General features: G+C 67.3%; 24 protein-coding genes and 1 tRNA gene. 10 read left to right on the forward strand and 15 right to left on the reverse strand.

Annotated elements, in window-relative coordinates:
- Nucleotides 1-2: 2 nt before the first annotated feature.
- The 3 genes from Ga0102493_RS02805 to Ga0102493_RS02815 are packed head-to-tail and all read right to left on the reverse strand — an operon-like array spanning nucleotide 3 to nucleotide 2,986.
- Nucleotides 3-1,295: a DUF4350 domain-containing protein gene (locus Ga0102493_RS02805; protein ID WP_051698257.1), complete on the reverse strand. Its 1,293-nt coding sequence runs from the start codon at nucleotides 1,293-1,295 to the stop codon at nucleotides 3-5.
- Nucleotides 1,292-2,053 carry a hypothetical protein gene (locus Ga0102493_RS02810; protein WP_236922281.1) on the reverse strand — a complete coding sequence of 254 codons (762 nt, stop codon included), beginning with the start codon at nucleotides 2,051-2,053 and terminating at the stop codon, nucleotides 1,292-1,294. Before Ga0102493_RS02810 ends, Ga0102493_RS02805 begins: the two co-directional genes overlap by 4 nt.
- A 39-nt stretch (nucleotides 2,054-2,092) precedes the next feature.
- A complete protein-coding gene (locus Ga0102493_RS02815) occupies nucleotides 2,093-2,986 on the reverse strand; it encodes a prephenate dehydratase (protein ID WP_034905454.1) in 894 nt (297 codons plus the stop codon).
- Nucleotides 2,987-3,105: 119 nt separating this feature from the next.
- Between Ga0102493_RS02815 and Ga0102493_RS02820 the strand changes: the two genes are divergently transcribed.
- Entirely contained in the window at nucleotides 3,106-3,813 is a 708-nt protein-coding gene (locus tag Ga0102493_RS02820) for a c-type cytochrome (protein WP_081845723.1), read from the forward strand.
- Nucleotides 3,814-3,915: 102 nt separating this feature from the next.
- On the opposite strand, the gene Ga0102493_RS02825 is transcribed toward Ga0102493_RS02820, so the two are convergent.
- Nucleotides 3,916-4,581, reverse strand: coding sequence for an RlmE family RNA methyltransferase (locus Ga0102493_RS02825; RefSeq protein WP_034905456.1), 666 nt, complete (start codon nucleotides 4,579-4,581; stop codon nucleotides 3,916-3,918).
- Nucleotides 4,578-5,873, reverse strand: coding sequence for a Ppx/GppA phosphatase family protein (locus Ga0102493_RS02830; RefSeq protein WP_034905458.1), 1,296 nt, complete (start codon nucleotides 5,871-5,873; stop codon nucleotides 4,578-4,580). The genes Ga0102493_RS02825 and Ga0102493_RS02830 overlap by 4 nt, the downstream gene beginning before the upstream one ends.
- A gap of 216 nt (nucleotides 5,874-6,089) precedes the next feature.
- On the opposite strand from Ga0102493_RS02830, the gene Ga0102493_RS02835 reads away from it, so the two are divergent.
- A tRNA-Gln gene (locus Ga0102493_RS02835) sits at nucleotides 6,090-6,163 on the forward strand.
- A gap of 69 nt (nucleotides 6,164-6,232) precedes the next feature.
- Here the strand turns inward: Ga0102493_RS02835 and Ga0102493_RS16505 are convergent.
- From Ga0102493_RS16505 to Ga0102493_RS02855, 4 genes are all read right to left on the reverse strand, one after another.
- Nucleotides 6,233-7,039 (reverse strand): CatB-related O-acetyltransferase, encoded by an 807-nt coding sequence (locus Ga0102493_RS16505; protein ID WP_051698259.1) that lies wholly within the window; start codon nucleotides 7,037-7,039, stop codon nucleotides 6,233-6,235.
- 118 nt (nucleotides 7,040-7,157) lie between these two features.
- Nucleotides 7,158-8,261 carry an acetoin dehydrogenase dihydrolipoyllysine-residue acetyltransferase subunit gene (locus Ga0102493_RS02845; RefSeq protein WP_034905460.1) on the reverse strand — a complete coding sequence of 368 codons (1,104 nt, stop codon included), beginning with the start codon at nucleotides 8,259-8,261 and terminating at the stop codon, nucleotides 7,158-7,160.
- A 5-nt stretch (nucleotides 8,262-8,266) separates the two neighbouring features.
- Nucleotides 8,267-9,289, reverse strand: coding sequence for an alpha-ketoacid dehydrogenase subunit beta (locus tag Ga0102493_RS02850; protein WP_034905462.1), 1,023 nt, complete (start codon nucleotides 9,287-9,289; stop codon nucleotides 8,267-8,269).
- Nucleotides 9,290-9,305: 16 nt separating this feature from the next.
- Nucleotides 9,306-10,271 (reverse strand): thiamine pyrophosphate-dependent dehydrogenase E1 component subunit alpha, encoded by a 966-nt coding sequence (locus Ga0102493_RS02855; RefSeq protein WP_034905464.1) that lies wholly within the window; start codon nucleotides 10,269-10,271, stop codon nucleotides 9,306-9,308.
- A 153-nt stretch (nucleotides 10,272-10,424) separates the two neighbouring features.
- Between Ga0102493_RS02855 and Ga0102493_RS02860 the strand changes: the two genes are divergently transcribed.
- Genes Ga0102493_RS02860 through Ga0102493_RS02885 form a run of 6 tightly spaced genes read left to right on the forward strand, consistent with a single transcriptional unit; the run spans nucleotide 10,425 to nucleotide 16,185 of the window.
- A complete protein-coding gene (locus Ga0102493_RS02860; RefSeq protein ID WP_034905466.1) occupies nucleotides 10,425-10,739 on the forward strand; it encodes a Rieske (2Fe-2S) protein in 315 nt (104 codons plus the stop codon).
- A gap of 51 nt (nucleotides 10,740-10,790) precedes the next feature.
- Nucleotides 10,791-12,149 (forward strand): aromatic ring-hydroxylating oxygenase subunit alpha, encoded by a 1,359-nt coding sequence (locus Ga0102493_RS02865; RefSeq protein ID WP_034905468.1) that lies wholly within the window; start codon nucleotides 10,791-10,793, stop codon nucleotides 12,147-12,149.
- Nucleotides 12,136-13,395, forward strand: coding sequence for a cytochrome P450 (locus Ga0102493_RS02870; RefSeq protein ID WP_150132404.1), 1,260 nt, complete (start codon nucleotides 12,136-12,138; stop codon nucleotides 13,393-13,395). Before Ga0102493_RS02865 ends, Ga0102493_RS02870 begins: the two co-directional genes overlap by 14 nt.
- Nucleotides 13,392-14,096, forward strand: a complete 705-nt coding sequence (locus Ga0102493_RS02875) for a TetR/AcrR family transcriptional regulator (RefSeq protein WP_034905470.1) — start codon at nucleotides 13,392-13,394, stop codon at nucleotides 14,094-14,096. The genes Ga0102493_RS02870 and Ga0102493_RS02875 overlap by 4 nt, the downstream gene beginning before the upstream one ends.
- Nucleotides 14,093-15,412: a spinster family MFS transporter gene (locus Ga0102493_RS02880; protein ID WP_051698264.1), complete on the forward strand. Its 1,320-nt coding sequence runs from the start codon at nucleotides 14,093-14,095 to the stop codon at nucleotides 15,410-15,412. Before Ga0102493_RS02875 ends, Ga0102493_RS02880 begins: the two co-directional genes overlap by 4 nt.
- Complete coding sequence (locus Ga0102493_RS02885; RefSeq protein WP_034905472.1) at nucleotides 15,409-16,185, forward strand: SDR family NAD(P)-dependent oxidoreductase; 777 nt, start codon at nucleotides 15,409-15,411, stop codon at nucleotides 16,183-16,185. The genes Ga0102493_RS02880 and Ga0102493_RS02885 overlap by 4 nt, the downstream gene beginning before the upstream one ends.
- Here Ga0102493_RS02885 and Ga0102493_RS02890 read toward each other — a convergent pair.
- The 3 genes from Ga0102493_RS02890 to Ga0102493_RS02900 are packed head-to-tail and all read right to left on the reverse strand — an operon-like array spanning nucleotide 16,182 to nucleotide 18,283.
- Complete coding sequence (locus Ga0102493_RS02890) at nucleotides 16,182-16,928, reverse strand: SDR family NAD(P)-dependent oxidoreductase (RefSeq protein WP_161490035.1); 747 nt, start codon at nucleotides 16,926-16,928, stop codon at nucleotides 16,182-16,184. The two genes, Ga0102493_RS02885 and Ga0102493_RS02890, sit on opposite strands and share 4 nt — an antisense overlap.
- Before the next feature lie 15 nt (nucleotides 16,929-16,943).
- A complete protein-coding gene (locus tag Ga0102493_RS02895) occupies nucleotides 16,944-17,510 on the reverse strand; it encodes a carboxymuconolactone decarboxylase family protein (RefSeq protein WP_034905476.1) in 567 nt (188 codons plus the stop codon).
- A complete protein-coding gene (locus Ga0102493_RS02900) occupies nucleotides 17,507-18,283 on the reverse strand; it encodes a ThuA domain-containing protein (RefSeq protein WP_051698266.1) in 777 nt (258 codons plus the stop codon). The genes Ga0102493_RS02895 and Ga0102493_RS02900 overlap by 4 nt, the downstream gene beginning before the upstream one ends.
- A gap of 119 nt (nucleotides 18,284-18,402) precedes the next feature.
- Between Ga0102493_RS02900 and Ga0102493_RS02905 the strand changes: the two genes are divergently transcribed.
- Together Ga0102493_RS02905 and Ga0102493_RS02910 are read left to right on the forward strand one after the other, a co-directional pair.
- Nucleotides 18,403-20,784: a TonB-dependent receptor gene (locus Ga0102493_RS02905; protein WP_081845725.1), complete on the forward strand. Its 2,382-nt coding sequence runs from the start codon at nucleotides 18,403-18,405 to the stop codon at nucleotides 20,782-20,784.
- A gap of 247 nt (nucleotides 20,785-21,031) precedes the next feature.
- A complete protein-coding gene (locus tag Ga0102493_RS02910) occupies nucleotides 21,032-21,916 on the forward strand; it encodes an LOG family protein (RefSeq protein ID WP_034905480.1) in 885 nt (294 codons plus the stop codon).
- Between the two features lie 73 nt (nucleotides 21,917-21,989).
- Here the strand turns inward: Ga0102493_RS02910 and thiD are convergent, their stop codons facing one another.
- The 3 genes from thiD to Ga0102493_RS02925 form a co-directional block, all read right to left on the reverse strand.
- Complete coding sequence (gene thiD, locus Ga0102493_RS02915) at nucleotides 21,990-22,814, reverse strand: bifunctional hydroxymethylpyrimidine kinase/phosphomethylpyrimidine kinase (RefSeq protein ID WP_034905482.1); 825 nt, start codon at nucleotides 22,812-22,814, stop codon at nucleotides 21,990-21,992.
- Nucleotides 22,815-22,897: 83 nt separating this feature from the next.
- Nucleotides 22,898-23,134 carry a sunset domain-containing protein gene (locus Ga0102493_RS02920; RefSeq protein WP_069297442.1) on the reverse strand — a complete coding sequence of 79 codons (237 nt, stop codon included), beginning with the start codon at nucleotides 23,132-23,134 and terminating at the stop codon, nucleotides 22,898-22,900.
- A 253-nt stretch (nucleotides 23,135-23,387) separates the two neighbouring features.
- Nucleotides 23,388-23,618, reverse strand: a complete 231-nt coding sequence (locus Ga0102493_RS02925; protein WP_034905486.1) for a DUF1272 domain-containing protein — start codon at nucleotides 23,616-23,618, stop codon at nucleotides 23,388-23,390.
- Between the last annotated feature and the right edge of the window lies 1 nt (nucleotide 23,619).

Here is a 23,619-nt window from a genome sequence, read left to right on the forward strand (position 1 = left end):
GCTCATTTGGTCAGCTTCCTTGCAAGTTCGTCGAGCGCCCTTGCGGCGCGCAGGATGTCGTCGGGGGCCTCGGCGGCGCGCAGGGTGTCGGCGCGGGCGGAAAAGGACGGCTCGTCCGGCAGGCGAAGGGCAAGCGCGGCATCGATCGCCGCATCGTCGGCGCGCTTCAGACCGAGCGCGCGGGCGACGCGGCGCCGGGCGAGCGCGGCATAGGGCGCCGCCAGCAGCCGCATCCGTTTCGCCCGCACGATCAGACCCGCACCGTTCCTGACCAGCCGCTGCTTGCCGAAACCGATCTCGGGCGCATTCGCGGCGGCCGCGCCGAAGCGCATGAAGGCGCGCCAGCCGACGATGACGAGCGCGAGTATCAGGCACAATGTCGCGGCGAGGAAAGGCGGCCGGAAGGCGAGCGAAAGAAGGTTCTGCGCCCCGCTGAAACCGTTGAGCGTGAGGTCGAACACCACCCGCGTGTCCTCGCCATAGCCCGCCTCGCGCACCAGTGCGAGCGCCGCCGCCGCGCGCGCCGGGTCCGCAAGGCCCCAATTGTTGACGAGGTCGGGTTCGGCCACGACGACGGTCCAGTGCGCGTCCTCGTAGAAATCGCTGCCTTCCTCGCCCAGCACGTTGAAGGCGAGCACATGACCGGCCGCATCGGTGACGAGCGGCTCGATCGTGTCCTTCTGCATCGCATGCTTGACCGTGCGGGCGGGCAGTTCGCCCTCGTAGCCGAAGCCTTGCCAGGCGGCGCTATCCCCGTCTTCAAGCCGGTCGAGCGCGGTTTCGAAAGTGTAGGGCGCGGGAAGGTCGTCGGTCCAGGTCGTCTCCATCGCCATGCCGAGCGCGACCCAGCCTTCCCTGAAAAGCTTGCGGATCTTCTCCGGTGCCCGGTCGGGCACCGTGTTCGCCTGCCATTTCGGCAGCAGGACCAGGGTCGGCCCGGTGTCCTGCCGCGCTTCGAGCAGCGCGCCGATCTCCTCTGGGTCGGCATAGGGCGAAGGAGCAATGACGAGGAGGTCGAACGTCTGGAGATCGGACGGGCTGCGCGACAGCTCGACCTCGTGGCCTTCCGCCTCGAGCAGGAGGACAAGCCCGGCATAGCCGTTCAGACCGACCGAGGCGGCATGCGCCGCGCGGTCATTCTCCCGGTCGCCTCCGGTGTCCCCCGCCGAGATGAACCAGAGCAGGGCGAGGAAGGCGACGAAGCCGGTCACCAGCACCGCGAAGACCGTGCCCTTGCCGAAGGGCGAGGAAGCTCGGCCCGACGGTCCGGGCGCGGTGATCGCGGGCCCGGTCATGCCGCATGCCTTCCATCGAGCTTCGCGAGCGCGAATTCGGCATAGGCCGCGCGCGCCGCTTCCCAGTCAGCGCGATCGAGCGATCTCAGCGCGAACAGGCTGCGCTCGACCCGGTCGGCGACAACGCGGAAGGCGGCGCGGGCGGCGTCGGGCAGGGCCGGCAGGGCGGCGAGTTCGCGCGCGGTCGAGGAGGGTTCGACCCAGTCGGGCCGCGCGGCGGCGATCTGGCCGACGCTGCGCATCAGCAGGAGGTGCGTCGCCTCGTCGAAACGGCCCTCGGCGGCGAGGCGGTCGGCATCCTCGAGCAGGGCGAGGCTCTCGCTCTCGTCCGGGCGCCAGTCGGGCGCGTCCGCAATCGCTCCCGTCGCCGCCGAAGCGCGCGCGGTGCGGGCGAGCGGGCCGTAGAGCCGGGCGAGGAAATAGAGCGCCAGCGCGGCAGCCGCGATGGCGAACAGCCACCAGAAATTGGCGATGAACCCTGCGACCGGCTGGAGGATCGTCCCGAGAAATTGGAGCAGCGCGTCGATCGCGCGGCTGAACCAGGTCGGCTCGGGCGGGGGGATGTCGGGGATGTCCACCGGGGCGAACTGAATATCGCCGGCCTCGCGCAGCTTCTCCCAGCCTTCCGGGGCGACGGCGTCAGGATCGGTCACGGTCCCGGCGGGGCCGGCGGCCCCACCCGTATCCTGTGCCGAAGAGGGAAACGTCTGCGCCGCGCCGATCATGCCTGCGGATTGGTGGCATGCAGGCGAACCCAAGGCAACAATTGTTGCTGCGAGTTTTGCCGAAGGCCCGCCTCAGCCCCGCTTGCGGCCCTGGCGGTAGGTTCCGAGAATGCGCAATTCCTTGGAAAAATAGGCGCATTCCTCGAGCGCGCGATCGACCGCCGGATCGCCCGGCGCGCCGTGGATATCGGCGTAGAACATGGTCGCCGAAAAGCTAGCGCCCTTCTGGTAGGATTCCAGCTTGGTCATGTTGACGCCGTTCGTGGCGAACCCGCCCAGCGTCTTGTAGAGCGCGGCGGGGATGTTACGGACCTCGAAGACGAAGGTCGTGATCGCTTCCGTGCCGACGAGATCGGCCGGATCGAGCGGATCGGCGGCGAGCACGACGAAGCGGGTCATGTTGTCCGCGCTGTCCTCGACCCGCTCCTCGATGATGTCGAGCCCGTAAAGCTCCGCCGCGATTGCGGGGGCGATGGCAGCGATCTTGGGATCGTTCCTTTCCGCGACAAATGCCGCCGCGCCGGCCGTGTCGGCATGGGAAAGCGGCACGATCCCGCGTTCCCGCAGGAACAGGCGCGACTGGCCGAGGGCCTGCGGGTGGCTGTAGGCGGCCTCGAACGGGCCGGGGCCCTTCGCCATCAGCGCGTGGTGGATTTCCATGAAATATTCGCCGACGATCGACAGGCCGCTTTCGGGCAGCAGGAAATGGATGTCGGCGACGCGCCCGTGCTGCGAATTCTCGATCGGGATGATCGCCTGCCCGGCGCGCCCGTCCTTCACCGCCTCGAGCGCGTCCTCGAAGCTGAAGCATGGCAGCGGCAGGGCCTCGGGCCGGGCTTCCGTGGCGGCGCGGTGCGAATTGGCGCCGGGCGAACCCTGAAAGGCGATCGCGCGCGCCGGATCGGCCCCGGCGGCTTCGCGCAGGCGATCGACGAGGGCAATGGCGGGTCCGGGGAAACTGTGCATGACAAGGCCCCTGCTAGCCCCCCTTGACAGGCCTCACAAGCCTGCTTGCAAAAGCTGCAAGTCTTGATGCCGCCATGGCCCTTGCGCGGGGACGAGGGCAACAGTAAGGGACGCGCGCAATGGCACAAGACAACACCAACAACCAGGCGACGGGCGCGGCTTCGGGCACGACCGAATCGGGCTCAAGCGACCTGTTCAACACCGCGGCGGGCTGGGTCCTGTTCGCCGGTATCGTCGGCCTCGGCCTGTCCGTCCTCAGCGACAAGTATTTCCACGGCTATGACGCGGAAGACCTGCCCACCGAACAGATGGGATACGTGGTCGAGGGCGTCGAGGAAGAAGGCGCGGCGGATGCCGGGCCGACCCTCGCGCAGGTTCTCGTCGACGCCGACCCCGAGGCGGGCGCCAAGGTCTTCCAGAAATGCCAGTCCTGCCACAATGTCGAGCAGGGCGGCCCCAATGGCGTCGGCCCCAATCTCCACGGCGTGATGGGCAAGCCGATCGCTTCGAACGCTCCGGGCTTCAACTATTCGTCCGCGCTCAAGGACAAGGGCGGCGAATGGACGTGGGAAAACATGAGCGAATGGCTCGCCGCGCCGCGCAATTTCGCGTCGGGCACGTCGATGAGCTTTGCCGGTCTCGGCAGCATCGAGGACCGCGCGAACGTGATGGCCTATCTCGCGGCGAATGGCGGCGCGCCGCCAAAGCCCGAACCCGAGGCTCCGGCCGAGGAAGAGGCCGCTCCGGCTGAAGAGGGCGCGGAAGAAGGCGCTGCCACCGAGGAAGGGACCGAGGCCGAAGCTCCGGCGGAGACGGCGGAAGGCTGATCTTTCCCACGAACCGATTTCATGGAAGGGGCGCGGATTTCGCGCCCCTTTTTTGTTTCCGGGCGAGCTGTCGGGCGCGCTGCTTGAAACTCCCCGAAGGGATCAGCCGCGGCCCTTGAAGCCTTGCGCGACGACATACCACTCGGACGAACCCTTGCGGCTCGCGGGCGGCTTGGCGTGCTTGACCGTCTTGAAATGCTGCTTGAGCAGACCCAGCAATTCGGCGTCGGTTCCGCCTGCCAGCACCTTGGCGACGAAAGCGCCGCCCTTGTCCAGCGTCTCGACCGCGAACCATGCGCCCGCTTCGACCAGCGCCATGGTCCGCAGGTGGTCGGTCTGCTTGTGCCCTACCGTGTTCGCCGCCATGTCCGACAGGACGAGATCGGGCGGCCCGCCCAGCGCCTGTGCGAGCGCTGCGGGCGCGTCATCGGCCATGAAATCCATCTCGAAGATCGTCACGCCATCGATCGGCTCGACCGGGAGCAGGTCGATCCCGACCACCTCGGCCTTGGGCGCCTTCTTGCGAACCACCTGCGCCCATCCTCCCGGCGCGATGCCGAGATCGACCACGCGTCTGACGCCGTTCAGCAGCGCAAAGCGTTCGTCGAGCTCGATCAGCTTGTAGGCCGCGCGGCTGCGATAGCCTTCGGCCCTGGCCTTCTGGACATAGGGGTCGTTCAGCTGCCGCTCGAGCCACCGCGTCGAGGACACCTTGCGCCCACGCGCGGTTTTCACCCGGCGGTCGGGATCGCGGCCCGAGCGGCTCACCCTTGCGGTCTTTCGCGCAGCTTCTTGAGCGCCCGTTCGCCCTGCCGTTCGGCCGCCATCAGGCTGCGCAGGATGCCCTCGCGGATACCCCGGTCGGCGACGCCCAGCCGCGCGGCGGGCCACAGGTCGAGGATCGTCTCGAGGATGGCGCAGCCCGCGACGACGAGATCGGCGCGGTCATTGCCGATGCACGGCAGCGTGCTGCGCTCCGCCGGGGACATGCCGGAAAGCCGCGTGCTGATCGCGCGCATGTCGTGCGAGGAGACGATCAGGCCGTCCACCGCCTTGCGGTCGTAATGCGGCAGTTCGAGATGAAGGCTGGCGAGCGTCGTCACCGTTCCGCTTGTGCCGAGCAGGCGAATGTCGGAAGCGCGCGGGGCCTCCCCGATCCGTTCGGCGAAATCTGCGAAGCTGTCGCCTACGAGTTCGCGCATGCGCCGGTATCGTGCCAGCCGCGCGGCACGGCCGGCCTCGCATTCCAGCCCGTCATCGTGCCCGACCGTGTCGGTCAGCGAGACCACGCCCCAGGGCACCGATTGCCAGTCGAGGATGCGCGGCACCCGGCGCCCTTCGGCATCGCCCGCCTCGAGCAGGACAAGCTCGGTGGATCCGCCGCCGATATCGAAGATCATCGCCGGACCTTCGCCGGCCTCGAGCAGGATGTGGCAGCCCAGCACGGCGAGCCGGGCCTCTTCCTCGGCGCTGATGATGTCGAGCGCGATTCCGGTTTCGCGCCGGACGCGCTCGATGAAATCCGCCCCGTTCTCCGCCCGGCGGCAGGCCTCCGTCGCGACCGATCGGGCGAGGCGGACATTGCGGCGGCGCAGCTTGTCGGCGCAGATCGACAGCGCGCCGAGCGCCCGGTCCATCGCCTGATCCGACAGGCGACCGGTGGTCGCAAGACCTTCGCCCAGCTTCACCACCCGGCTGAAGGCGTCGATCACGGTGAAATCCCGGCCCGACGGGCGGGCGATGAGCAGGCGGCAATTGTTGGTGCCCAGATCGAGCGCGGCATAGGCCTCGCCGCGAAACGGCGAGCCCCGGGCCGGCCCGCGCGCGAATGCGTCGGGTCGCGCTGACCTGCCGGGGGCGTTTCCCCGGCGGGAGGGACCGGCATCGTTCGCATTGCTGTCGGGGTTGCGACCTTGACCCAAGCGGCCCCGCGAGAGGCGCTCGGTTCGCTCGTCGGGCTGGAAGGAGCGGGCGTAGCGTGGATCGGCTACAGTGCCGGACTTGGCGCCCCTTTGGTTACCAGCTCTCCTGTCGTCGTCCGGCGGCACGGTATCCGCCATGGTCTTGATCTTCTTCTTGTCTCACCCGCACGGCCAAATGCTGCGGGAACCTACCTGCAGAGCTAACCCAAGTCGCGCGGCAGGGCAAGCGAGGGGTCTTGCGCCGGGGCGCGGGAGGGACCATCTCCTGCCTCGCCCGTCCCCCCTTGACCTTGCGGCCACGCAAAACTAGGGAGCGCGCTCGTTCGTCGGCCCGTCACCGGGGCGGCGCGATGATGCCCCGTCGTCTAATGGTAAGACTACGGACTCTGACTCCGTCAATTGAGGTTCGAATCCTCACGGGGCATCCAGCCGTCCCTGCGCTCTGTTTCGCGCGGTTCGGCCCGCGCGGATCGACCCACGCGGTTAGGGATGCGTCCTCAGGCGTAATAGAGCTCGCCCGAAGCCGGATCGAACGCGACTTCTCGCGCGGCCATGTCCTCGTCGATCGAATGCATGAAGCCCGTGTAGAGCGCGGCCCCGTTCGCGATGTTCTCCTCGATTCTCTCCAGCGCCTGCGCGATGTCGGTGAAGTTCACCCCCTCGAGTGCGTTGATGCCATAGGCCCACCACTGGAGTTCGAGCAGCTTCTCGATCGTGGCTGGGTCGAAGCGGTAGCGGATGACCCTTGCAGGAGCGCCGCCGACGATCGCGTAGGGCGGCACGTCCGATGTCACGACCGAGCGCGATGCCACGACCGCGCCGTCGCCGATCGTGACCCCGCGGCGGATGAAGACGCCTTCGCCGATCCACACGTCGTTGCGGATCCTGATCTTGCCCAAACGGTGCGCGAGCGATCGCTCCTCCGCCTCCAGCGCCCTTGCGATCATCGCGCGGTTGCGGGCGTGGAAGGGCTCGAGGCCCCAGCCCCATTTCCATTTCGGATGGGTCAGCACGCCCGCCGTGGTCAGCTGGTCGGTCGGGTGCTCGACCTGTCCCGCCACGATGTTGCTGGCGATCGAGCAGAACCGCCCGATGACCGAGACATGCCGCATCAGCGTCGCCCTCCCGCCGAGATAGGTATAAGCCCCGATGGCGTCGATGTCGTAGGCGCCCTTGCGGACCTCGCACGGCGCTTCGAGCAGGATCGCCTTGGGCCGCCCGAAGCCGAATTGCACCTCCGGATTGATATGAATGTGCTTCTCACGGCAAGCGCGCCGCGTTTCCTCGGGAACAAAGCCCGGCAAGGCGGGGGCTCCTTACATGTCCATCATCCGGCAAGCCGCAGCGGGCGGCCGCGATGGCGTGATAGGCCACGCCCCCTTAATTCCCTGCGCCGTCCGGCTAGGGAAAGCCGCTGTACTCCTAAGGCCTCTCGCCCGCGATGTTCGCGCGGACGAGGCGCGCGGTTTCGGCGGCCCGTTCGAGATGCGGCAGGTGGCCCGCGCCCGCGACGATCTCCACCGTGGAGCCCTTGCCAACCTTGCCGCCGGAGGGCGGAGGGATGATGCGGTCGGCCTCGCCCCAGATCGCCAGAGCGGGCATCGCGGGCGCGCGCGGGTCTGCGTCCGCGATGTCCCCGGCGACCTCGCCCAGCCTTGCCAGCGCCTCGGCGACCCCGTCGAGCCGCTTGTAGCGCAGCACGTCCTCGACCATGTCGCGCGAAATCGCCTCGGCGTCGGCGACGAGCCGGGTGAGCACTTCGCGCAGTTCCCGCTTGCGCTTCGCCTCGGTGAAATCAGCGATGTATGCGCGGTTCAGAGCGCAGCCGGGCAGGAGCGGGGCGATGAGCGTGAGCGAGCGGGCTTCGCACGAGGCCGCTACCCGTTCCGCCACCGCGCCGCCGACGGAATGGCCGACGAGATGGACCGCGCCCAGCCCTTCGCCCGCGATGAAGCCGCGCACCAGCGCTGCGATGTCCTCGAGGCTGCCGTCGCCGGGAAGCGCCTTGTCCGAGCCGCCATGGCCCGGCAGGTCGAGCGCGATCACGCGGTGGTCGCGCGCCAGGTCCTCGCTCACGAACATCCAGTTGCCGCTGTCCCCGCCGAAGCCGTGGAGCAGGAGCACGGTTTCCGCGCCCGCGCCGGCCTCGGCATAGCGCAGGGTCAGCCCGTCCACCTCGGCCGTGCGAAAGGCCGGGGCCGATGCCTCGTCCGCTTCTGTGGCATCGGGTTCGACCGCCTCGAACGAGGCGATGAAGGCCTCGACCGCCTCCGCGTCCGTTCCTGCCTCGCCCAGCACCGCGATCAGCGCGCCGCAGGGCAGCGTCTCGCCTTCCTGCGCGACCAGCCGCAGCAGCGTTCCCGGCGACCGGGCTTCCAGCGTGTTGAGCAGTTTCGAGGTCTCGATGTCCGCGATCTCCGCGCCCTCGCTCACCGCGTCGCCTTCGGCGAGGTGCCACGAGGCAAGCGTGCCTTCCTCCATCGACAGGCCCCATTTGGGCATGGTGAGCGCGGTGAGTTCCGCCATGCGCGTCACTCCGCCGGGACGGTTTCGCCGAGAACGCTGCGCACGGCTGCGGCGATGCGCTCGTTCGACGGCAGATAGGCCGCTTCCAGATTGGGCGCGAAGGGGACGGGCGTGTGCGGCGGGGTGACCATCGCGACCGGCGCCTTGAGGTGCGCGAAGCCCTTCGAGGCGACCAGCGCGGCGATGTCTGCGGCCATGCCGCAGCGGGGCGAGCCTTCGTCGACCACCACCAGCCTCCCGGTGCGTTCGACCGATTCGAGGATCGCCTCCTCGTCCAGCGGCGAGGTCGTGCGCGGGTCGATCAGTTCGACTTCGATCCCGTCCCTTTCGAGTTCCTCGGCCACCGCCTTCGCGCGCGCGACCATGGCGGAAAAGGCGACGATCGTGACATCGTCCCCCTCGGTCACGAATTCCGCTTCGCCGAAGGGGATGGCGTAGGCCTCGTCCGGCACTTCTGCCTGCGTGTCGTAGAGCGCCTTGTGTTCGAGGAAGATCACCGGGTCGTCGTCGCGGATCGCCTGGATCAGCAGGCCCTTCGCGTCATAGGCGTTGGACGGCATCACCACCTTGAGGCCCGGGATGTGGGTGAAGATCGGGTGCAGCGCCTGCGAATGCTGCGCCGCCGCGCTCATCCCCGCACCGATCATCGAGCGGATGACGAGCGGCGTTCTGGCCTTGCCGCCGAACATGTAGCGGAATTTCGCCGCCTGGTTGAAGATCTGGTCGAAGCACACGCCGAGGAAATCGACGAACATCAATTCGGCCACCGGGCGAAGGCCGGTCGAGGCGGCGCCTGCGGCGGCGCCCATGATCGCGCTTTCGGTGATCGGCGTGTCGATCACGCGCGCGCGTCCGTATTTGCCGACGAGGCCCTTGGTCACGCCGAGCACGCCGCCATAGGCATCGTCCTCGCCGCTGCCGCCCGCGCCGCCGGCGATGTCCTCGCCGATGACGATGACGGTGTCATCGCGCGCCATTTCGCAATCGAGCGCTTCGTTGATCGCCTGGCGGTAGGTCTTGCGGGGCATTGCTTTCCTCGCCTTTTCAGTAGGAGACGTAGACGTCGGTGGTGAGTTCGTCCTCTGAGGGGACGGGGGCGCTTTCGGCGGCCTCGATGGCGTCGGCGATGGCCTTGGCGCATTCGGCGTCCACCGCGTCGAGATCGGGAGCGTCGAGCCGGCCTTCGCCGGTCACGCGCTCGCGGAACAGGCGCAGCGGATCGTCGGCGCGCACGCGTTCGAGTTCCTCGCGGCTGCGATAGGCCTGCGCGTCGCCGATGAAATGGCCGTGCTGGCGCATGCAGGTGACCTCGATCGCGCTGGGGCCGCCGCCGGTGCGGGCGCGTTCGATGGCCTCGCGCGCGGCTTCGAACACGGCGAAAAAATCGCGCCCGTCGACTGCCTTGGCCGGCATGCCGAAACCCGCCGCGCGATCGGCGATGCTGTCCGCGCCGACCGCGTAGGAAACGCCCGTCCCCTCGCCGTAACCGTTGTTTTCGAACACGAAGATCGCGGGCAGGTTCAGCACCACGGCAAGGTTCATCGCCTCGAACGTGGTCCCCTGGTTAGATCCGCCATCGCCGGTGAACGACACGGCGACATGCGGCAGGCCCTTGGTCTTGACCGTCAGCGCCGCGCCCACGACGAGCGGCGGATTGCCGCCGACGATCGCGTTCGCGCCCAGCATCCCCTTGTCGAGATCGGCGATGTGCATCGATCCGCCCTTGCCCCGGCACAGCCCGCCCTCGCGCCCGAAGATCTCCTTCATCATGCCCGTGACGTCGCAGCCCTTAGCGATGCAATGGCCGTGGCCGCGATGGGTCGATCCGATGTAATCCTCGTCCGAAAGGTGGAGGCACACGCCCACCGCGCTCGCTTCCTGCCCTGCATAAAGGTGGACGAAGCCCGGGATGCGGCCCTGTTCGAACTGGGCCTGCACGTTGTCCTCGAAATCGCGGATGAGGCGCATCCGGCGATAGGCTTCGATGAGGGTGGGGCGGTCTAGCTGCATATCGTGTGATCCCTGCTTGGCGGCGAAACTTTATACAGTCATATCAAAAAATGGAAGGTGCTTGTCGAGCCTCGGGTGGGCAGGCAGGTTCCCACGGACACAATCGCTGCGAAATGCCCGTTTTTGGGAGCGGCAAGGGGGCGAAGGGACACGATGGACGAAGAGGGCTGGCAGCACGCGGGGCGGGTCGGGGAAATTTCGTCCGCGCGCCCGCTCGCCGTCGAGGTGGGCGGGCGCGAGGTGCTGCTGTGTCGTTCGGGCGGGGATGTCTTTGCCGTGGATGCGCGCTGCCCCCATGCGGGCCAGTCGCTCGCGCAGGGGCAGGTGAGAGGCGGCGCGATTGCCTGCCCCTTTCACGGCGCGCGCTTTCGCCTGTCGGACGGCGCTCCGACGGCCGGGCCCACGCGCCGGGCGCTCGGCACGCACCGGGTTCGGATCGCGGACGGGGAGGTATGGGTGCGCCTGTGAGTCTTGCAAGATTCTTACAGGTATGTAAAAAGGTGAGCGGAGAGGTTTGAAATGCCCCAGCGTTCGCCCACGGCCCCGCAGCCGACGCTCGACCAGATGCTCGCGCGCGAGAAGCGCCCCGTTCCCGCCGTGCTCGCCGAGCGCGGCGAGGCCCCGGTGCCGGCGAAGCCGATCGACCGGCGGCGCTATTACGATCCCGATTTCGCCGCGCTCGAAAATGCGCGCCTGTGGCCCGGGACATGGCAGATGGCCTGCCGGCTGGAGGACATTCCCGAAATCGGCGACTATATCCTCTACGAGATCGCCGACATCTCGCTGATCGTGGTCCGATCGGACAGGAACACGGTCAGGGCCTTCTTCAACGCCTGCCTTCACCGGGGCCGGGCACTGCGCGATTCGGACGGGACGGCCAGCGAATTCCGCTGCCCCTTTCACGGCTTCACATGGGGCATAGACGGGACATGCAAGCGGATCGTCAACGAATGGGATTTCGCCCATGTCGACAAGGCCGATTTCGCGCTTCCCGAGGCACAGGTCGGCGTCTGGGGCGGGTTCGTCTTTGTCTGCCCGGACGGGTGCGATGAAAGCCTCGCGGACTTTCTCGGCCCCGTCGCCGCGGCCTATGAAACGCGCGGCTGGTCGCTCGCCGAGCGGACCAAGGTGGTTCACGTCCAGAAGATCAATCGCTGCAACTGGAAGATCGCATTGGAGGCGTTCATCGAAAGCTTCCACGTCACCGAAACCCATTCGAGCGCCGCGCCCTATCTGGGCGATGCGAACACGCAATACGATGTGTGGGAGGGCGTGCCGCACACCCGGATGATCTCCCCGCGCGGGCTCGCCAGCCCGAACATCGCGCCGATGAGCGACGAGGAAGTCTACCGCGCCGGGATGCGCCCCGCGCTGGGAGAGGAGGCGGACACGCTGACGCTGCCGGACAGCGCCGAAAGCGCGCGCGAAGCGATCGGCGCGGCGCGGCGCAGGGCGCTGGTGGAACAGGGCGTTCCCCATGCCGCCGAAGCGACCGATTGCGAACTGATCGACACGATCCAGTACCACGTCTTTCCCAACCTCGTGTGCTGGGCGGGCTGGGGGAGCTATCTCGTCTATCGCTTCCGCCCGCACGGCACGGACCCTGACATGAGCGTCATGGACATCATGTTCGTCGCCCCGGGCGGCGACCCCGAGGCTGTGCCCGAACCGCAGGTCGTCGGACCCGATGCGAGCCTTCACGAAGCGCCCCAGCTTGGCGGATACTGCACCGTGTTCGACGAGGATTCCGCCAATCTCGCCGCGCTCCAGCGGGGCCTGAAGACGATGCGCACCAAGGGGCCGGTGACGGGCGACTATCAGGAAGCGCGCATCCGCCATTTCCACGCGCAGCTGGACAAGAGCCTTGGAAACACTTGAGGACATAGCCCGCCCCGGCGAGATGAAACCGCGCGCGGCGGGCTTCATGCGCGCGCCGTGGGAAGCCTATGCCGCGATGCGCGAGGAGGCGGGGCCGCTATGGACCGAACCCGAAACCGGCGTCGTCTTCGTGCTCGACTACGCTCTCGCCGAAGAGGTGATGCGCAATCACCAGCGTTTCTCCAGCTTCGCCGACCGCGCCGCCATGCGAAAGGGTGGTCTTCCGGCGGAGGTGCTGGAGATCAAGGCGCAGGGGTGGCCGCTCGCTCTCACAATGGTCCAGAACGATGCTCCCGATCACGACGACTATCGCAAGCTCGTCGGCCCCTTTTTCCTGCCGCGGCGCCTGAAACTGATGGAGCCCTTCGTCGCCGGGCGGATCGGGGAATTGCTGGACGCGATTGATGATAAGGGCGGGCGCAGCGATTTCTTCCCCGATTTCGCGGTTCCGCTGCCGGTTTCGGTGATCGGCGAATATCTCGGGATGCGGCACCTTGGCGATGACACGGTGAAACGCTGGTCCGACGCTTTCGCCGACGAGATCGGCTTCCTCACCAGCGATGAACGCGCGGTCGAGATCGCGAAGCTCACCCTCGAATGCCACAGGGCCATGGTCGCGCTGTGCGACGGGCGGCGCCGAGGGGAGGGCAAGGACATCATCACTGCTCTCGCCAATGCGACAAGGCCCGATGGCGAGCGGCTGGGCAATCCCGAGCTTCTCTCGATCCTCACCCAATTGATGGTCGCGGGCAACGAGACCACCACTTCGACCCTCGGCTTCGCACTGCTGCGCCTCGCGCGCGATCCCGCGCTGTACGCAAGGCTGAGCGCCGAGCCAGAAAAGATCGCGCCCTTCCTTGAAGAGGTCCTGCGCCTCGACAGCCCGATCCAGGGCCAGTTCCGCAAGGCGGTGGGCGACCAGCAATTGGGCGGGCACACCATACCCGACGGGACCATGCTCCACGTCCGTTTCGGCGCGGCCAATCGCGACCCGCGCGTCTGGGGTGCGGGCGCGGGCGACGTGCAGCTCGACCGCAGGCCGCCCAAGCCGCACATGGCGTTCGGCAATGGCATCCATTTCTGTGTCGGCGCGGCGCTTTCCCGGCTCGAAATGCGCGTCGCGCTCGGCGAAATCCTCTCGCGCTACCGTTCGGTCAGGCTCGCCTGCGCCGAGGAAGACCTTCCCTTCCGCACGAATTTCCACCAACGGGGCATGACCTCACTGCCCCTGGAATTCGAGCGATGACCAACAAGAAGACAACCGAAAACGGCCACATCACCCGCCTGCCCGACCCGGCCGCGCTGACCTCGGGCGAATTCAACCGGTCGCGCCGCACGCGGCTGAAAATCCTCGATGCGGGCGTCGCCGTGCTGGCGCGGGACGGTTACAAGAAGCTGTCGACCACCGGCGTCGCGAAAGAGGCCGGGATCACGCGCGCGGCCATGCTCTACCATTTCGGATCGCGCAGCGAGCTGATCGAGGCGATCATCCGCCACGTTACCCGTCGCCGGATCGACATGTACACGAACGCGATGGAGGGCCTGCCGCATGACGAGGGCTTTCTCGAACGTGCGGTCGATATCGCCTGGGAGCAGCTCCAGACCCCCGAATTCGAGGCCTATACCGAGCTTTCGCTGGCCTCGCGCACCGATCCCGAATTGCGCGCGCTGATGGAGCCCGCTCTTGCCGCCTTCGACCGTGCCCGGCGCGAGGCGGCCTTGGGCCTGTTCCCGCGCTACCTTTCGGACAAGGTCGAATTCGACCTGCGCCGCGACGTGGTGCGCTTCCTTCTCGAAGGGGTCGCGCAGCAGGACGGCATCACCTTCAACCGCGAGGAGCGCGTGGGCGCGATGCTGCGTTTTCTGAAATTGCTGATCGGCACCGAGGATGGCGTCGCGCTGCTGCGCAAAGCGGTCGGGGCGAGCCAAGAGGATGACGCGGCTTGAAGGCCGAGGCCGGGTTCCTCGAGGCTCGGCCATGGCCAGCACAGCGGCTCGCATGGACAGCGCTCGCGATCCTCGCGCTCGCCAATGTCCTGTCCTATCTCGACCGGATCGTGATCAACCTGCTGGTCGAGCCGATCCAGCGCGACCTTGCGATCAACGACACCCAGTTCGGCCTGTTGCAGGGCGTCGCCTTCGGCCTGTTCTACACCGCGATGGCCTTGCCCATCGGGCGGCTGGTCGACAACGGCCCGCGAAAGCCGATCATCGCCATCGGCGTTGCGGTCTTCAGCCTGTTCACCCTCGCTTCGGGCCTTGCGCGCACGTTCGGCCAGATGTTCGTCGCCCGCATCGGTGTCGGCGCGGGCGAGGCGAGCGTCGTTCCGACCGCCTATTCAATCATATCCGACATGTTCCCGCCCGAACGCCTGGGGCGGGCGATGAGCGTCTTCACCATGACTGCCTTCGTCGGGATCGGGCTCGCCTATATCGCGGGCGGAGTGGCGATCGCGGCGGTGGCGGCGTGGGACGCGCCTGGGTTCCTGGGTGAGCTTGCGCCGTGGCGGCGGACCTTCCTGCTGGTCGCCGCGCCCGGCCTGTTGGTCGCGGTGCTGCTGATGACGGTGCTGAAGGAGCCGGAGCGGCGCGGCGGGCGGGACGCGGCGAAGATCCCCATGCGCGAGGTCGCAGCGCATCTTGCCGGTCAACGGCGCGCGCTGGTGCTGGTCTTCGCAGGGTTCAGCATGATCACCATGTCGGGCTATGCCTCGACAGTGTGGACCCCGGCCCTGTTCATCCGCGCCTATGGCTGGTCGGCGGGCGAGATCGGGGTCGCCTATGGCGCGCTCTACCTCGTGCTCGGTCCTGCGGGGGCGCTGCTTGCGGGCTGGCTGTGCGACCGGATGACCGCGCGCGGCGTGCGGGAGGCACCGCTGAAGGTCGCGGCCTGGGGCTATCTCGGCACCGCGCTGTTCGGCGGGCTCGCCCCGCTGATGCCGACGGGCGAACTCGCGCTCGCGGTGTTCGCGCCCGCCATGCTGATGGCGACCATGCCCTATCCGATGGCCGGGACCGCGATCCAGCTGGTGACGCCGAACCGGATGCGCGGGCAGGTGAGCGCGCTTTACATGCTGGTCATCAACCTCGTCGGGCTGGGCGCGGGGCCGCTGGTGGTGGGGGTGTTCAACGATGCGCTGTTCACCGGGCACGAAGGCGTGCGCTATTCGCTCGCCTGGGTGAACGCGGTGGCGGCGCCGGTCGCCTTCGTCCTGCTGTGGGCGGCGTTCCGGCCCTATCGCGACCTGCGGAGGGAGACATGAAGCTTGCCGGGAGGACCGCGCTCGTGACGGGCGCTGCGGGCGGGATCGGCGCGGCGGTGGCGCGGCTCTTCGTCGCCGAGGGCGCGCAGGTGATCTGCGCCGACGTCTCGCGCGATGCCGTCTTCGCACTGGCCGGGGAACTGGGCGAAAGTGCCGGGGCGGCGCTGCTCGACGTGGGCGAACGCACCGACTGGGACCGGGTGGCCGAGGCGATCGAGCGGCGCCACGGACGGCTCGACGTGCTGGTCAACAATGCCGGGATTTCGGGGCTGGGCGACATCGACCATATCGACACCGAATTCTGGGAGCGGTTCCAGCGCATCAATGCCGACAGCATCTTCCATTCGGTGCAGGCCATGGCCCCCCTGCTGCGCGCATCGGGCCATGCAACGATCGTCAATGTCGGCTCGCTCCTCGCGCTGAGGCCGAGCGCGGCGCTGCCCGCATACAGCGCGGCCAAGGCGTCGCTGCGCGCCCAGACGAAAGCCTATGCGCTGCACTTCGCGGAAAAAGGCGAATATGTCCGCGTGAACGCGGTCCACCCGGGATCAACGCTTACGCCGATGATGGAGGCCAATCTCGGCGCGAGCGAAGGGGAGCGCGCGGCGAATTACGCCCGCCGCGTCGCGGTCCACCCGCTGGGTGCGGCGACGGGGCGGATCGTGCTGCCCGAGGACGTGGCGAAGGCGGTGCTGTTCCTGTCATGCGAGGATTCGGCCTTCATCACCGGGATCGACCTGCCCGTCGACGGCGGCGCGAGCATCGCCGGTTAGAGCGAGACGCGCCGCGTCTGGCCGCCATCCACGATCAGGTTGACCCCCGTGATCCACGAGGCGCGCTTCGACAGCAGGAACGCGGCGGCGTCCGCGACCTCTTCCGCCGTGCCGAGCCGGCCGAACGGGATTTCCGCCACGGTCGCCTCGTAATAATCGGGATAGTTCACCTTGTGCCTCTCCCAGTTCCCGCCGGGAAAGATCGTCGCGCCGGGCGAGATGCAGTTCACCCGCACCCCCTTCTTGCCGACCACCTGGCTGATCTGCTTGGCATAGACGATCAGCCCTGCCTTCATCACGTTGTAGGGCTGGACGAAGGGATAGGTCTCGAGCCCCGCCGTGCTGGAGACGAACAGGACCGAACCGCCGCCAGCCGCGAGATGCTCCTCGAGCGCTTCGAGCCCGCGCACCGCGCCCATCAGGTCGATCTCGAAATTGGCGCGCCATTTCTCGTCGCCGCCCGCGCCGCCACCGCCGGACACGTTATGAACGAAGGCATCGCACCCGCCGAGCCAGTGCGCGGCCTCGGCCAGCCATCCGCGATAGGCCTCTGCATCGCCGACATCGACCGCGGCGCCCTTTGCGTGGAAACCGCGGGCGGTCCATTCCTTCTCGCACTGCTCCACCGCATCGCCGTCGCGCGCGCAGAAGGCGAGGTCCGCCCCCGCTTCGAGCAGCCGCTCGGCGATCCGGTTGCCGATCCCGCGCGTCGCCCCGGTGATGATCGCCTTCGTACCCTTCATTTCAAGATCCATTGCCTAGCTCCTGTTCGCGCGAGTGTAGTGGGGCTGGTCCTCCGGCAGCGGCGGCAGGCCGTCCTCAAGCGGCACGCGCAGCGCGTTCAATTGAAGCGATATCGTGGCGAAATTGCCCGTCAGCCAGATGAGGTCGACCAACTGGTCGGGCGCGTAATGTTCGGAGAGCCGCGCCCACACGCCTTCCGAAATCGTCCAGCGGGCCTGCATGTCGTCGACCCCCGCCACGATCGCCGCCTCCGCTTGAGCCCAATGTTCGCTGCCCGCGCCCACGCACAGCGCCTCGAAATCAGCGTCCTCGAACCCGCCGCCCCGCGCGACCATCGAATGCATTCCCCATTCATAGGCGCAAGCCGCATTCCACCCGACGCGCAGGATCGCGATCTCCCGTTCGCGGAAGGGGAGCGTGTTCTCGCGCAGGATATGCTCGCCGAAAGGCAGCCATTTGAGCAGTGTCCCGGGCGAATGGGCGAGCGTGCGGTGCAGCTTGTAGGGCCACGCCTCGATCACCTGCGCGAGGCTTTCGGGAATGTCCCCGTCGGCAAGCGGCGCAAGGCCGGGTCCGGTCATGCCTTTTCTCCTTCGATCACCGGCTCGCGGCATACCCATCCGAGGCACCGCTTCAGCACCTCGCGGAAGGCGGGTTCTTGCCACGCCCCGCGCTCGACATGCGGATAGAACGGCGTGCGGTGGGGCGCGTCATAGTGCCCGCGCGCATGGCCGGGGGTGAAATAGAGCACTTCGCCCGAGCCCAGAGAACGGCGATAAAGCACTGCCTGCTCGCCCTGCGGCCATCGGTCCCGCACGAAACCGGGCGCCGCCCCGCCGAACCGCGCATGCAGCAGGACCTCGACCTCGTCCGCATAGTCGGACAGGTAAAGCTCGTCCTCGATCGTGAAGGGCGCGATCCCGGCTGTCAGCGGGTCCGCGACCGGGCCGGGCCGCACCTCGTAGGGACCGATCGGCGGATGCGCCTGGAAGGAGGATCCGAGCGTCTCGAGAAAATCGCCGGTCGCGGGCCGCCCCGCGACACCGTCAGCGCGCCATTCGAGCAGCGAATTGGTCGCATGGAGCGCGAGCCAGCGCCCGCCGTTCTCGACGAAGCTGCGCAAACGCAGCGCGGCTTCGGGCGAAGGTTCGACATTGCAGGTATAGCTCACCAGCGCCGTCCGCGGATCGCCGCCGAACTCTTCGAATGTCGATGACACCGCCACCCGGTTGCGTTCGTCCTCGCCCAGCGCGCGGAGCAATTCCATCCGCACGAAATCGAAATCGTGCGCCATGCCGCCCACCACGAGCCGCACCTCGCGCCGACCCCCTGCGGGCGCGCCATCTTCAACCATGCCTGACCTCTCCATAGTGCCAATCTTGACTTTTCTTACTAGCCTGTCAAAAAGTTTATGTGCGCCGAAAGCCGCCATGCCGTAGCGGCACGGGGCGAACGGCGACGGGGAGAGGAAAAATGAGCCAATTCAGAACACGCTTGCGTGCAGGTCTTGCCGTGGGGGCGGCCTGTCTTGTCCTGCCCGCTGTCGCACAGGCACAGGACGCATCGGAAGGGGGAGCAGAGGCGACCGCCGACCAGGGCCTGCGCCAGATCGTCGTCACCGCCCAGCGCCGCGCCGAGGCGCAGCAGGACGTGCCGATCGCGATCACCGCCTTCGACCAGGCCGAGGTCGAGCGTTTCAACGCCCGCGACATTTCCGAGCTGACCGGGCAGGTGCCGAACCTCGTCCTCACCGAAGTCTCGATCGGGCCCAGCCTTGCGCAGGTCTCCATCCGCGGGGTGAATTCGCAGGATCCGGAAAAAAGCTTCGATCCGGCGGTCGGCACCTTTCTCGACGGGATCTATCTCGGCACCTCGGCCTTCAACCTGCTCGACACGTTCGACCTCGAGAGGATCGAAGTGCTGCGCGGGCCGCAGGGCACGCTGTTCGGCCGCAACACGACCGGCGGCGCATTGAACGCCACCCGCCGCCGCCCGACCGGCGAATTCGGCGCGCGCGGCACGATCACGGTCGGCAATTTCGATACGCTGGATTTCCGCGGCGAGATCAACACGCCGCTGATCGGCGACACCGTCTCGATGCTGGTGCGCGGGCAATATCTCACCGATGACGGCTTTTTCTCGAACCCCGCCGGAGGTTCGCGCGGGGCTAGGGATCGCTGGTCCTTCGGCACCGTGCTCAGGATCGACACGCCCGGCGTTGCGACATTCGACATCATCTACGACCATGCCGAGGACAATTCGGACCTCACCCCTTACGTCCCGCGCGGCATTGCCGGGGTCGAGCCGCTGCCGATCGATCTCATCCAGACGACCTTCCCCGTGCCCGCCACGGTCACGCCCGCTTTCGGGCCGGATGCGCTCTGCCTGATCCAGAACATCTGCGATGATCCGGTCAACCCGGTCTCGACCTCGACCGACCCGCATTTCCTCGACGCGCGGCTCGATGCGCTGACGGTGACGGGCGACATCTACCTGTCCGACACCCTGACCCTGTCGACCGTGTTCGGGATGCGGGATTCGCGTGAGGAAGTGTTCATCGATTTCGACGGGTCGAGCGCGACCGCCTTCAACGTGGTGCGCGAACAGGATTACAGCCAGTACAGCGGCGAGATCCGGCTTGCGAGTTCGTTCGACGGGCCGGTCAATTTCGTCGCGGGCGCGTTCCACTTCCATTCGGAATACAGCCTGAGGCAGGCGATCAAGCTCGACCTGTCGCTGGTCGGCGTGCCGGTCCCGCCCGGGGCCCTGTTCGTGAACGGGGCCGGAGACGAGGACGATCACGAATCGACCACCACCGCCCTTTTCGCGCAGGCCGACTGGGCCATGACCGACACGCTCACCCTGACGCTGGGCGGGCGCGCGACCTGGGACGAGAAACAGATCGCCACCCGCTTCTACGATGCCGGCCTGCCGCCCTTCGCGCCCTACCAGATAACCGACGGCATTCCCGAAGGTCGCCCGCTGACATCGTCCGGCGCGGCGCGCGAGGACTGGTTCGAATTCACTCCCAAGGTGATGCTGACCTGGGAGCCGGACGCGGACATGCTCTATTACGCCTCGTTCACGCGCGGCTACAATGCGGGCGGGTTCAGCGCGCGTGCGGGCACGGTGCGCGACGTCACGACCCCGTTCGATCCGGAAATCATCGACGCCTTCGAACTGGGCGGCAAGCTTGACCTTCTCGATCGCAAGCTGCGCGTGAACGCGGCGCTGTTCTGGAACGAATACAAGGACAAGCAGGAAGAGGCGATCGAGCCCGGCCCGCCGCCGACCTTCACCTCGACCACGGTGCGCAACGTCGCCGAGGCGCGCATTCGCGGGGCGGAGCTCGAAGTCAGCGCGCTGCCTTTCGAAGGGCTGAGGCTCGATGCGACGCTCGGCTATCTCGATGCGGAATACACCGATTACGAGGCATTCATCGCGTCCTCGACCTATATCTCGGTCCCGCCGCAGCCGCCCGGCACGCTGATCCTTGCCGACCTGTCGACGCTGGAACTGCGCAACGCGCCCGAGATCACGGGCAGCTTCGCTGCGACCTACACCGCCGATCTCGGCTTTGGCGAACTGCAATTGAACGGCAATGCCCGCTATGTCGGCGAGCGGTTCCAGGAATTCTTCAACTCGCCGCGCGGCCTCGTCGAGGGGCTGTGGCGGGTGGACAGCTCGGCGACGATCAGTTTCGGCGGGCCGGACAGGGACCTGTTCCGCGTCACCGCCTTCGTCGAGAACCTGTTCGACGAACAGATCAATTTCGGCCTTACCAATTCGATCGTGGATTTCGGGACGCTGTCGCCGCCCCGCCTCTACGGCGTCGAATTCGGTTTCGGTTTCTGACCGGAGGCCTGCTGTCATCCCAACCCGTGACGCGATGATCTCTCTGCCACGGATGAAACTGGGGCTCCGCATGTCCGTGCGGGGCCCCTTTCTTGTTGGAGGGGTTTCGCGTTGTTGGATCGGCGAAGGGGGTTTCCAACGCAAAATTTCCCGCGAAGACGACCCCGTATGACTTTCATCAACTTGCGCGGCGCGATGGAGGCAGGGCGGCTTGCCGGGGCGCGGGCTTCGCCCTAGGGGCTTGGCGATGACCGACAAGCCCCACGAACGCGACCTCAAGGATCGCCGATTCTATCGCGCTGGCGAGGAAAGCCGCTTCGCCGACGAGAACCCGGACCGCACCCCGCAGACCGAACACCCGGCCTACAAGCTCGCCTTTCGCGACACCGATTTCCTGCTGCGCGACGAACTGCGCCCGGTGCGATTCCAGCTCGAATTGCTGAAGCCGGAAATGCTGCTCGACGAAGCGCGTGTAGGCTCGACGCTGGTGATGTACGGCTCGGCGCGCATCCCTTCGCCCTCGCAGGTCGAAGCGCGGCTCGAAGCGGCGAAGGAAGGCGACGAATTCGAGCAGACGGTCGCCCAGCGCCTCGCGGAAAAGGCGAAATATTACGACGAGGCCTACCGCCTCGCCCGGCTGGTTTCGGAAAAGGCGATCATCGAGGACGGCCAGCGGCAATTCGTGGTGACGACGGGCGGGGGGCCGTCGATCATGGAAGCGGGCAATCGCGGGGCGTCGGATGCGGGCAGCGAATCGATCGGGCTCAACATCGTCCTGCCGCACGAACAGGCACCCAACAGCTTCGTGACGCCCTATCTCAGCTTCCAGTTCCACTACTTCGCGCTTCGCAAGATGCACTTCCTCCTGCGCGCCCGCGCGGTCGCGGTGTTCCCGGGCGGCTTCGGGACGTTCGATGAATTCTTCGAGCTTCTTACTCTGGTCCAGACCGGCAAGATGAAGCCGATCCCGATCCTTCTGTTCGGGCACGATTTCTGGACCCGGGTGATCGACTTCGAAGCGCTGGCCGAGGAAGGCACGATCTCGAAGCGCGACCTCGACCTGTTTCACTGGTGCGAGACGGCCGAGGACGCGTGGGAACACATCGCGGAATTCTACGAATTGGGGCGCTGATCCTTGACCGGCTGACGCCGGAGCCGCACGCACCAAGGACGCGGGCGCCTCGGCAGCGCCGACACCACTTGGCCTAATCCAGCTTGCGCACCGCCTGGTGGCCGAGCGGCCCACTTCCCGCGCCATAACCCGGCGCCTGCCTTATCGCCTCGATCACGAAACGCCGCGCAAGCCGGACCGCATGTTCGAGGCTCTGTCCGTGACCAAGCAGGGTGGCGATGGCGGAGGAAAGGGTGCAGCCCGTTCCGTGGGTGTGCCGCGTCTCTATCCTCGCATGGTCGAACTGGACCGATCGTCCCTCGGTCGGGATCAGGATGTCGATGATCCGCGCATCATCGGTGTGGCCTCCCTTCGCCAGCACTGCGCAGCCGAACCCTGCGACAAGCTCGCGCGCGGCGCCTTCGACGAGCTCGGTCGTCCTGAGATTGCGGCCGGCGAGATGCTCCAGCTCCGGCAGGTTCGGCGTCACCAGCATGGCGCGCGCGAACAGGCGCTCCTTCATCGCCTCGACCGCGTCCTCCGCGATCAGCGCCGCGCCCGAAGTCGCGATCATCACCGGATCGAGCACCAGCGGAACGTTGCTGTCGACCTCCTCCAGAGCCTCGGCGACATGGGCGATGATGTCGGCATCGTGAAGCATCCCGATCTTGATCGCATCGACCCCGATATCGCGGATGCACGAGCGGATCTGTTCCGCGACGAAGGGGCCGGAGAGCGGCGTGATCGCCTGCACCCCGGTGCTGTTCTGTGCGGTCGCGGCGGTGATCGCGGTCATGCCGTAACCGCCGAGCATCGCAATGGTCTTGAGATCGGCCTGTATCCCGGCCCCGCCCGAACTGTCGGAACCGGCGATGGAAAGGATGCGGGGAGGGGCGGGGGGTGTGCTGTTGGCGCTCATGACCCGGTGCCATAGCAAGGCCGGGTGCGGGCCGGGACCCTATTCGTGCAAGGCGGATTGAAGCGGCGGCGCGGGGGCCGCGTTCAGCTCCGCTCGGCCTCGCGATATCCCGCCGCCTTTGCCTCGGCCGTGTTGCAGAACACCCTATCGGCGCGCGCCTGGCGGTAGGCGGGGCTGCCGGGCATGCGGTAGATCAGTGCGCCCTGTTCGTCTCTCGACCCCTTGATCTCGCACCGGGCACCGCAGGTGACGAAGGCGCAGCGGGTCTTCGAGACTCGCGGCTGAACGCGCCGTTGTGAAGAACCCTCGGACGACGCCATCCTGGCTGCGCCCCCCCTTGTTCTCGTCGCCGGCGACCGGATCGGCGAGCCTGCCCTGCGCCACCGCGATCGGGTTCGCGCCCCGCGCGAGCGCATGGCCTTCCCGCTCCTGCATGGGAGCGAGGGCAGCGGGCAGCAGCATCAGGGACGCGGCGAGTACGAACATTTCGCCAGTGTCGATGAAAGCGTCTTTAGCTTCCGTCATTCGACATCGTTACGGGGTCTTACGTCCGAGTGGGGTTCGGGAGGGCCTTCAGCGATCGCTCCTGAACGTTGGCCGCGTCGAGGGCGTGTGCTTTTCGTGCAGCGCCTTTGCCCGGGTCGGCCGGTCCATCAGCTCTCCCCGGCAATTGGGGCACAGGTCGTCGAGCTCCTCGGCACAGGAAGCACAAAAGGTGCATTCGAACGAACAGATGAATGCGCCCGGTGCCTCTGCGGGCAGTTCGGTCCCGCAGCGTTCGCAATCGGGGCGCATCTCGAGCATG

The organism is Erythrobacter litoralis (assembly GCF_001719165.1).
Lineage (GTDB): Bacteria > Pseudomonadota > Alphaproteobacteria > Sphingomonadales > Sphingomonadaceae > Erythrobacter > Erythrobacter litoralis.

Excerpts from the sequence above, each read along its gene's own strand:
- Ga0102493_RS02805 (WP_051698257.1), bottom strand. The coding sequence starts at position 1,295 with ATGACCGGGCCCGCGATCACCGCGCCCGGACCGTCGGGCCGAGCTTCC.
- Ga0102493_RS02815 (WP_034905454.1), bottom strand. The coding sequence starts at position 2,986 with ATGCACAGTTTCCCCGGACCCGCCATTGCCCTCGTCGATCGCCTGCGC.
- Ga0102493_RS02820 (WP_081845723.1), top strand. The coding sequence starts at position 3,106 with ATGGCACAAGACAACACCAACAACCAGGCGACGGGCGCGGCTTCGGGC.
- Ga0102493_RS02830 (WP_034905458.1), bottom strand. The coding sequence starts at position 5,873 with ATGGCGGATACCGTGCCGCCGGACGACGACAGGAGAGCTGGTAACCAA.
- Ga0102493_RS02845 (WP_034905460.1), bottom strand. The coding sequence starts at position 8,261 with ATGGCGGAACTCACCGCGCTCACCATGCCCAAATGGGGCCTGTCGATG.
- Ga0102493_RS02850 (WP_034905462.1), bottom strand. The coding sequence starts at position 9,289 with ATGCCCCGCAAGACCTACCGCCAGGCGATCAACGAAGCGCTCGATTGC.
- Ga0102493_RS02855 (WP_034905464.1), bottom strand. The coding sequence starts at position 10,271 with ATGCAGCTAGACCGCCCCACCCTCATCGAAGCCTATCGCCGGATGCGC.
- Ga0102493_RS02860 (WP_034905466.1), top strand. The coding sequence starts at position 10,425 with ATGGACGAAGAGGGCTGGCAGCACGCGGGGCGGGTCGGGGAAATTTCG.
- Ga0102493_RS02865 (WP_034905468.1), top strand. The coding sequence starts at position 10,791 with ATGCCCCAGCGTTCGCCCACGGCCCCGCAGCCGACGCTCGACCAGATG.
- Ga0102493_RS02875 (WP_034905470.1), top strand. The coding sequence starts at position 13,392 with ATGACCAACAAGAAGACAACCGAAAACGGCCACATCACCCGCCTGCCC.
- Ga0102493_RS02885 (WP_034905472.1), top strand. The coding sequence starts at position 15,409 with ATGAAGCTTGCCGGGAGGACCGCGCTCGTGACGGGCGCTGCGGGCGGG.
- Ga0102493_RS02890 (WP_161490035.1), bottom strand. The coding sequence starts at position 16,928 with ATGAAGGGTACGAAGGCGATCATCACCGGGGCGACGCGCGGGATCGGC.
- Ga0102493_RS02895 (WP_034905476.1), bottom strand. The coding sequence starts at position 17,510 with ATGACCGGACCCGGCCTTGCGCCGCTTGCCGACGGGGACATTCCCGAA.
- Ga0102493_RS02900 (WP_051698266.1), bottom strand. The coding sequence starts at position 18,283 with ATGGTTGAAGATGGCGCGCCCGCAGGGGGTCGGCGCGAGGTGCGGCTC.
- Ga0102493_RS02905 (WP_081845725.1), top strand. The coding sequence starts at position 18,403 with ATGAGCCAATTCAGAACACGCTTGCGTGCAGGTCTTGCCGTGGGGGCG.
- Ga0102493_RS02910 (WP_034905480.1), top strand. The coding sequence starts at position 21,032 with ATGACCGACAAGCCCCACGAACGCGACCTCAAGGATCGCCGATTCTAT.
- thiD (WP_034905482.1), bottom strand. The coding sequence starts at position 22,814 with ATGAGCGCCAACAGCACACCCCCCGCCCCTCCCCGCATCCTTTCCATC.
- Ga0102493_RS02920 (WP_069297442.1), bottom strand. The coding sequence starts at position 23,134 with ATGGCGTCGTCCGAGGGTTCTTCACAACGGCGCGTTCAGCCGCGAGTC.
- Ga0102493_RS02925 (WP_034905486.1), bottom strand. The coding sequence starts at position 23,618 with ATGCTCGAGATGCGCCCCGATTGCGAACGCTGCGGGACCGAACTGCCC.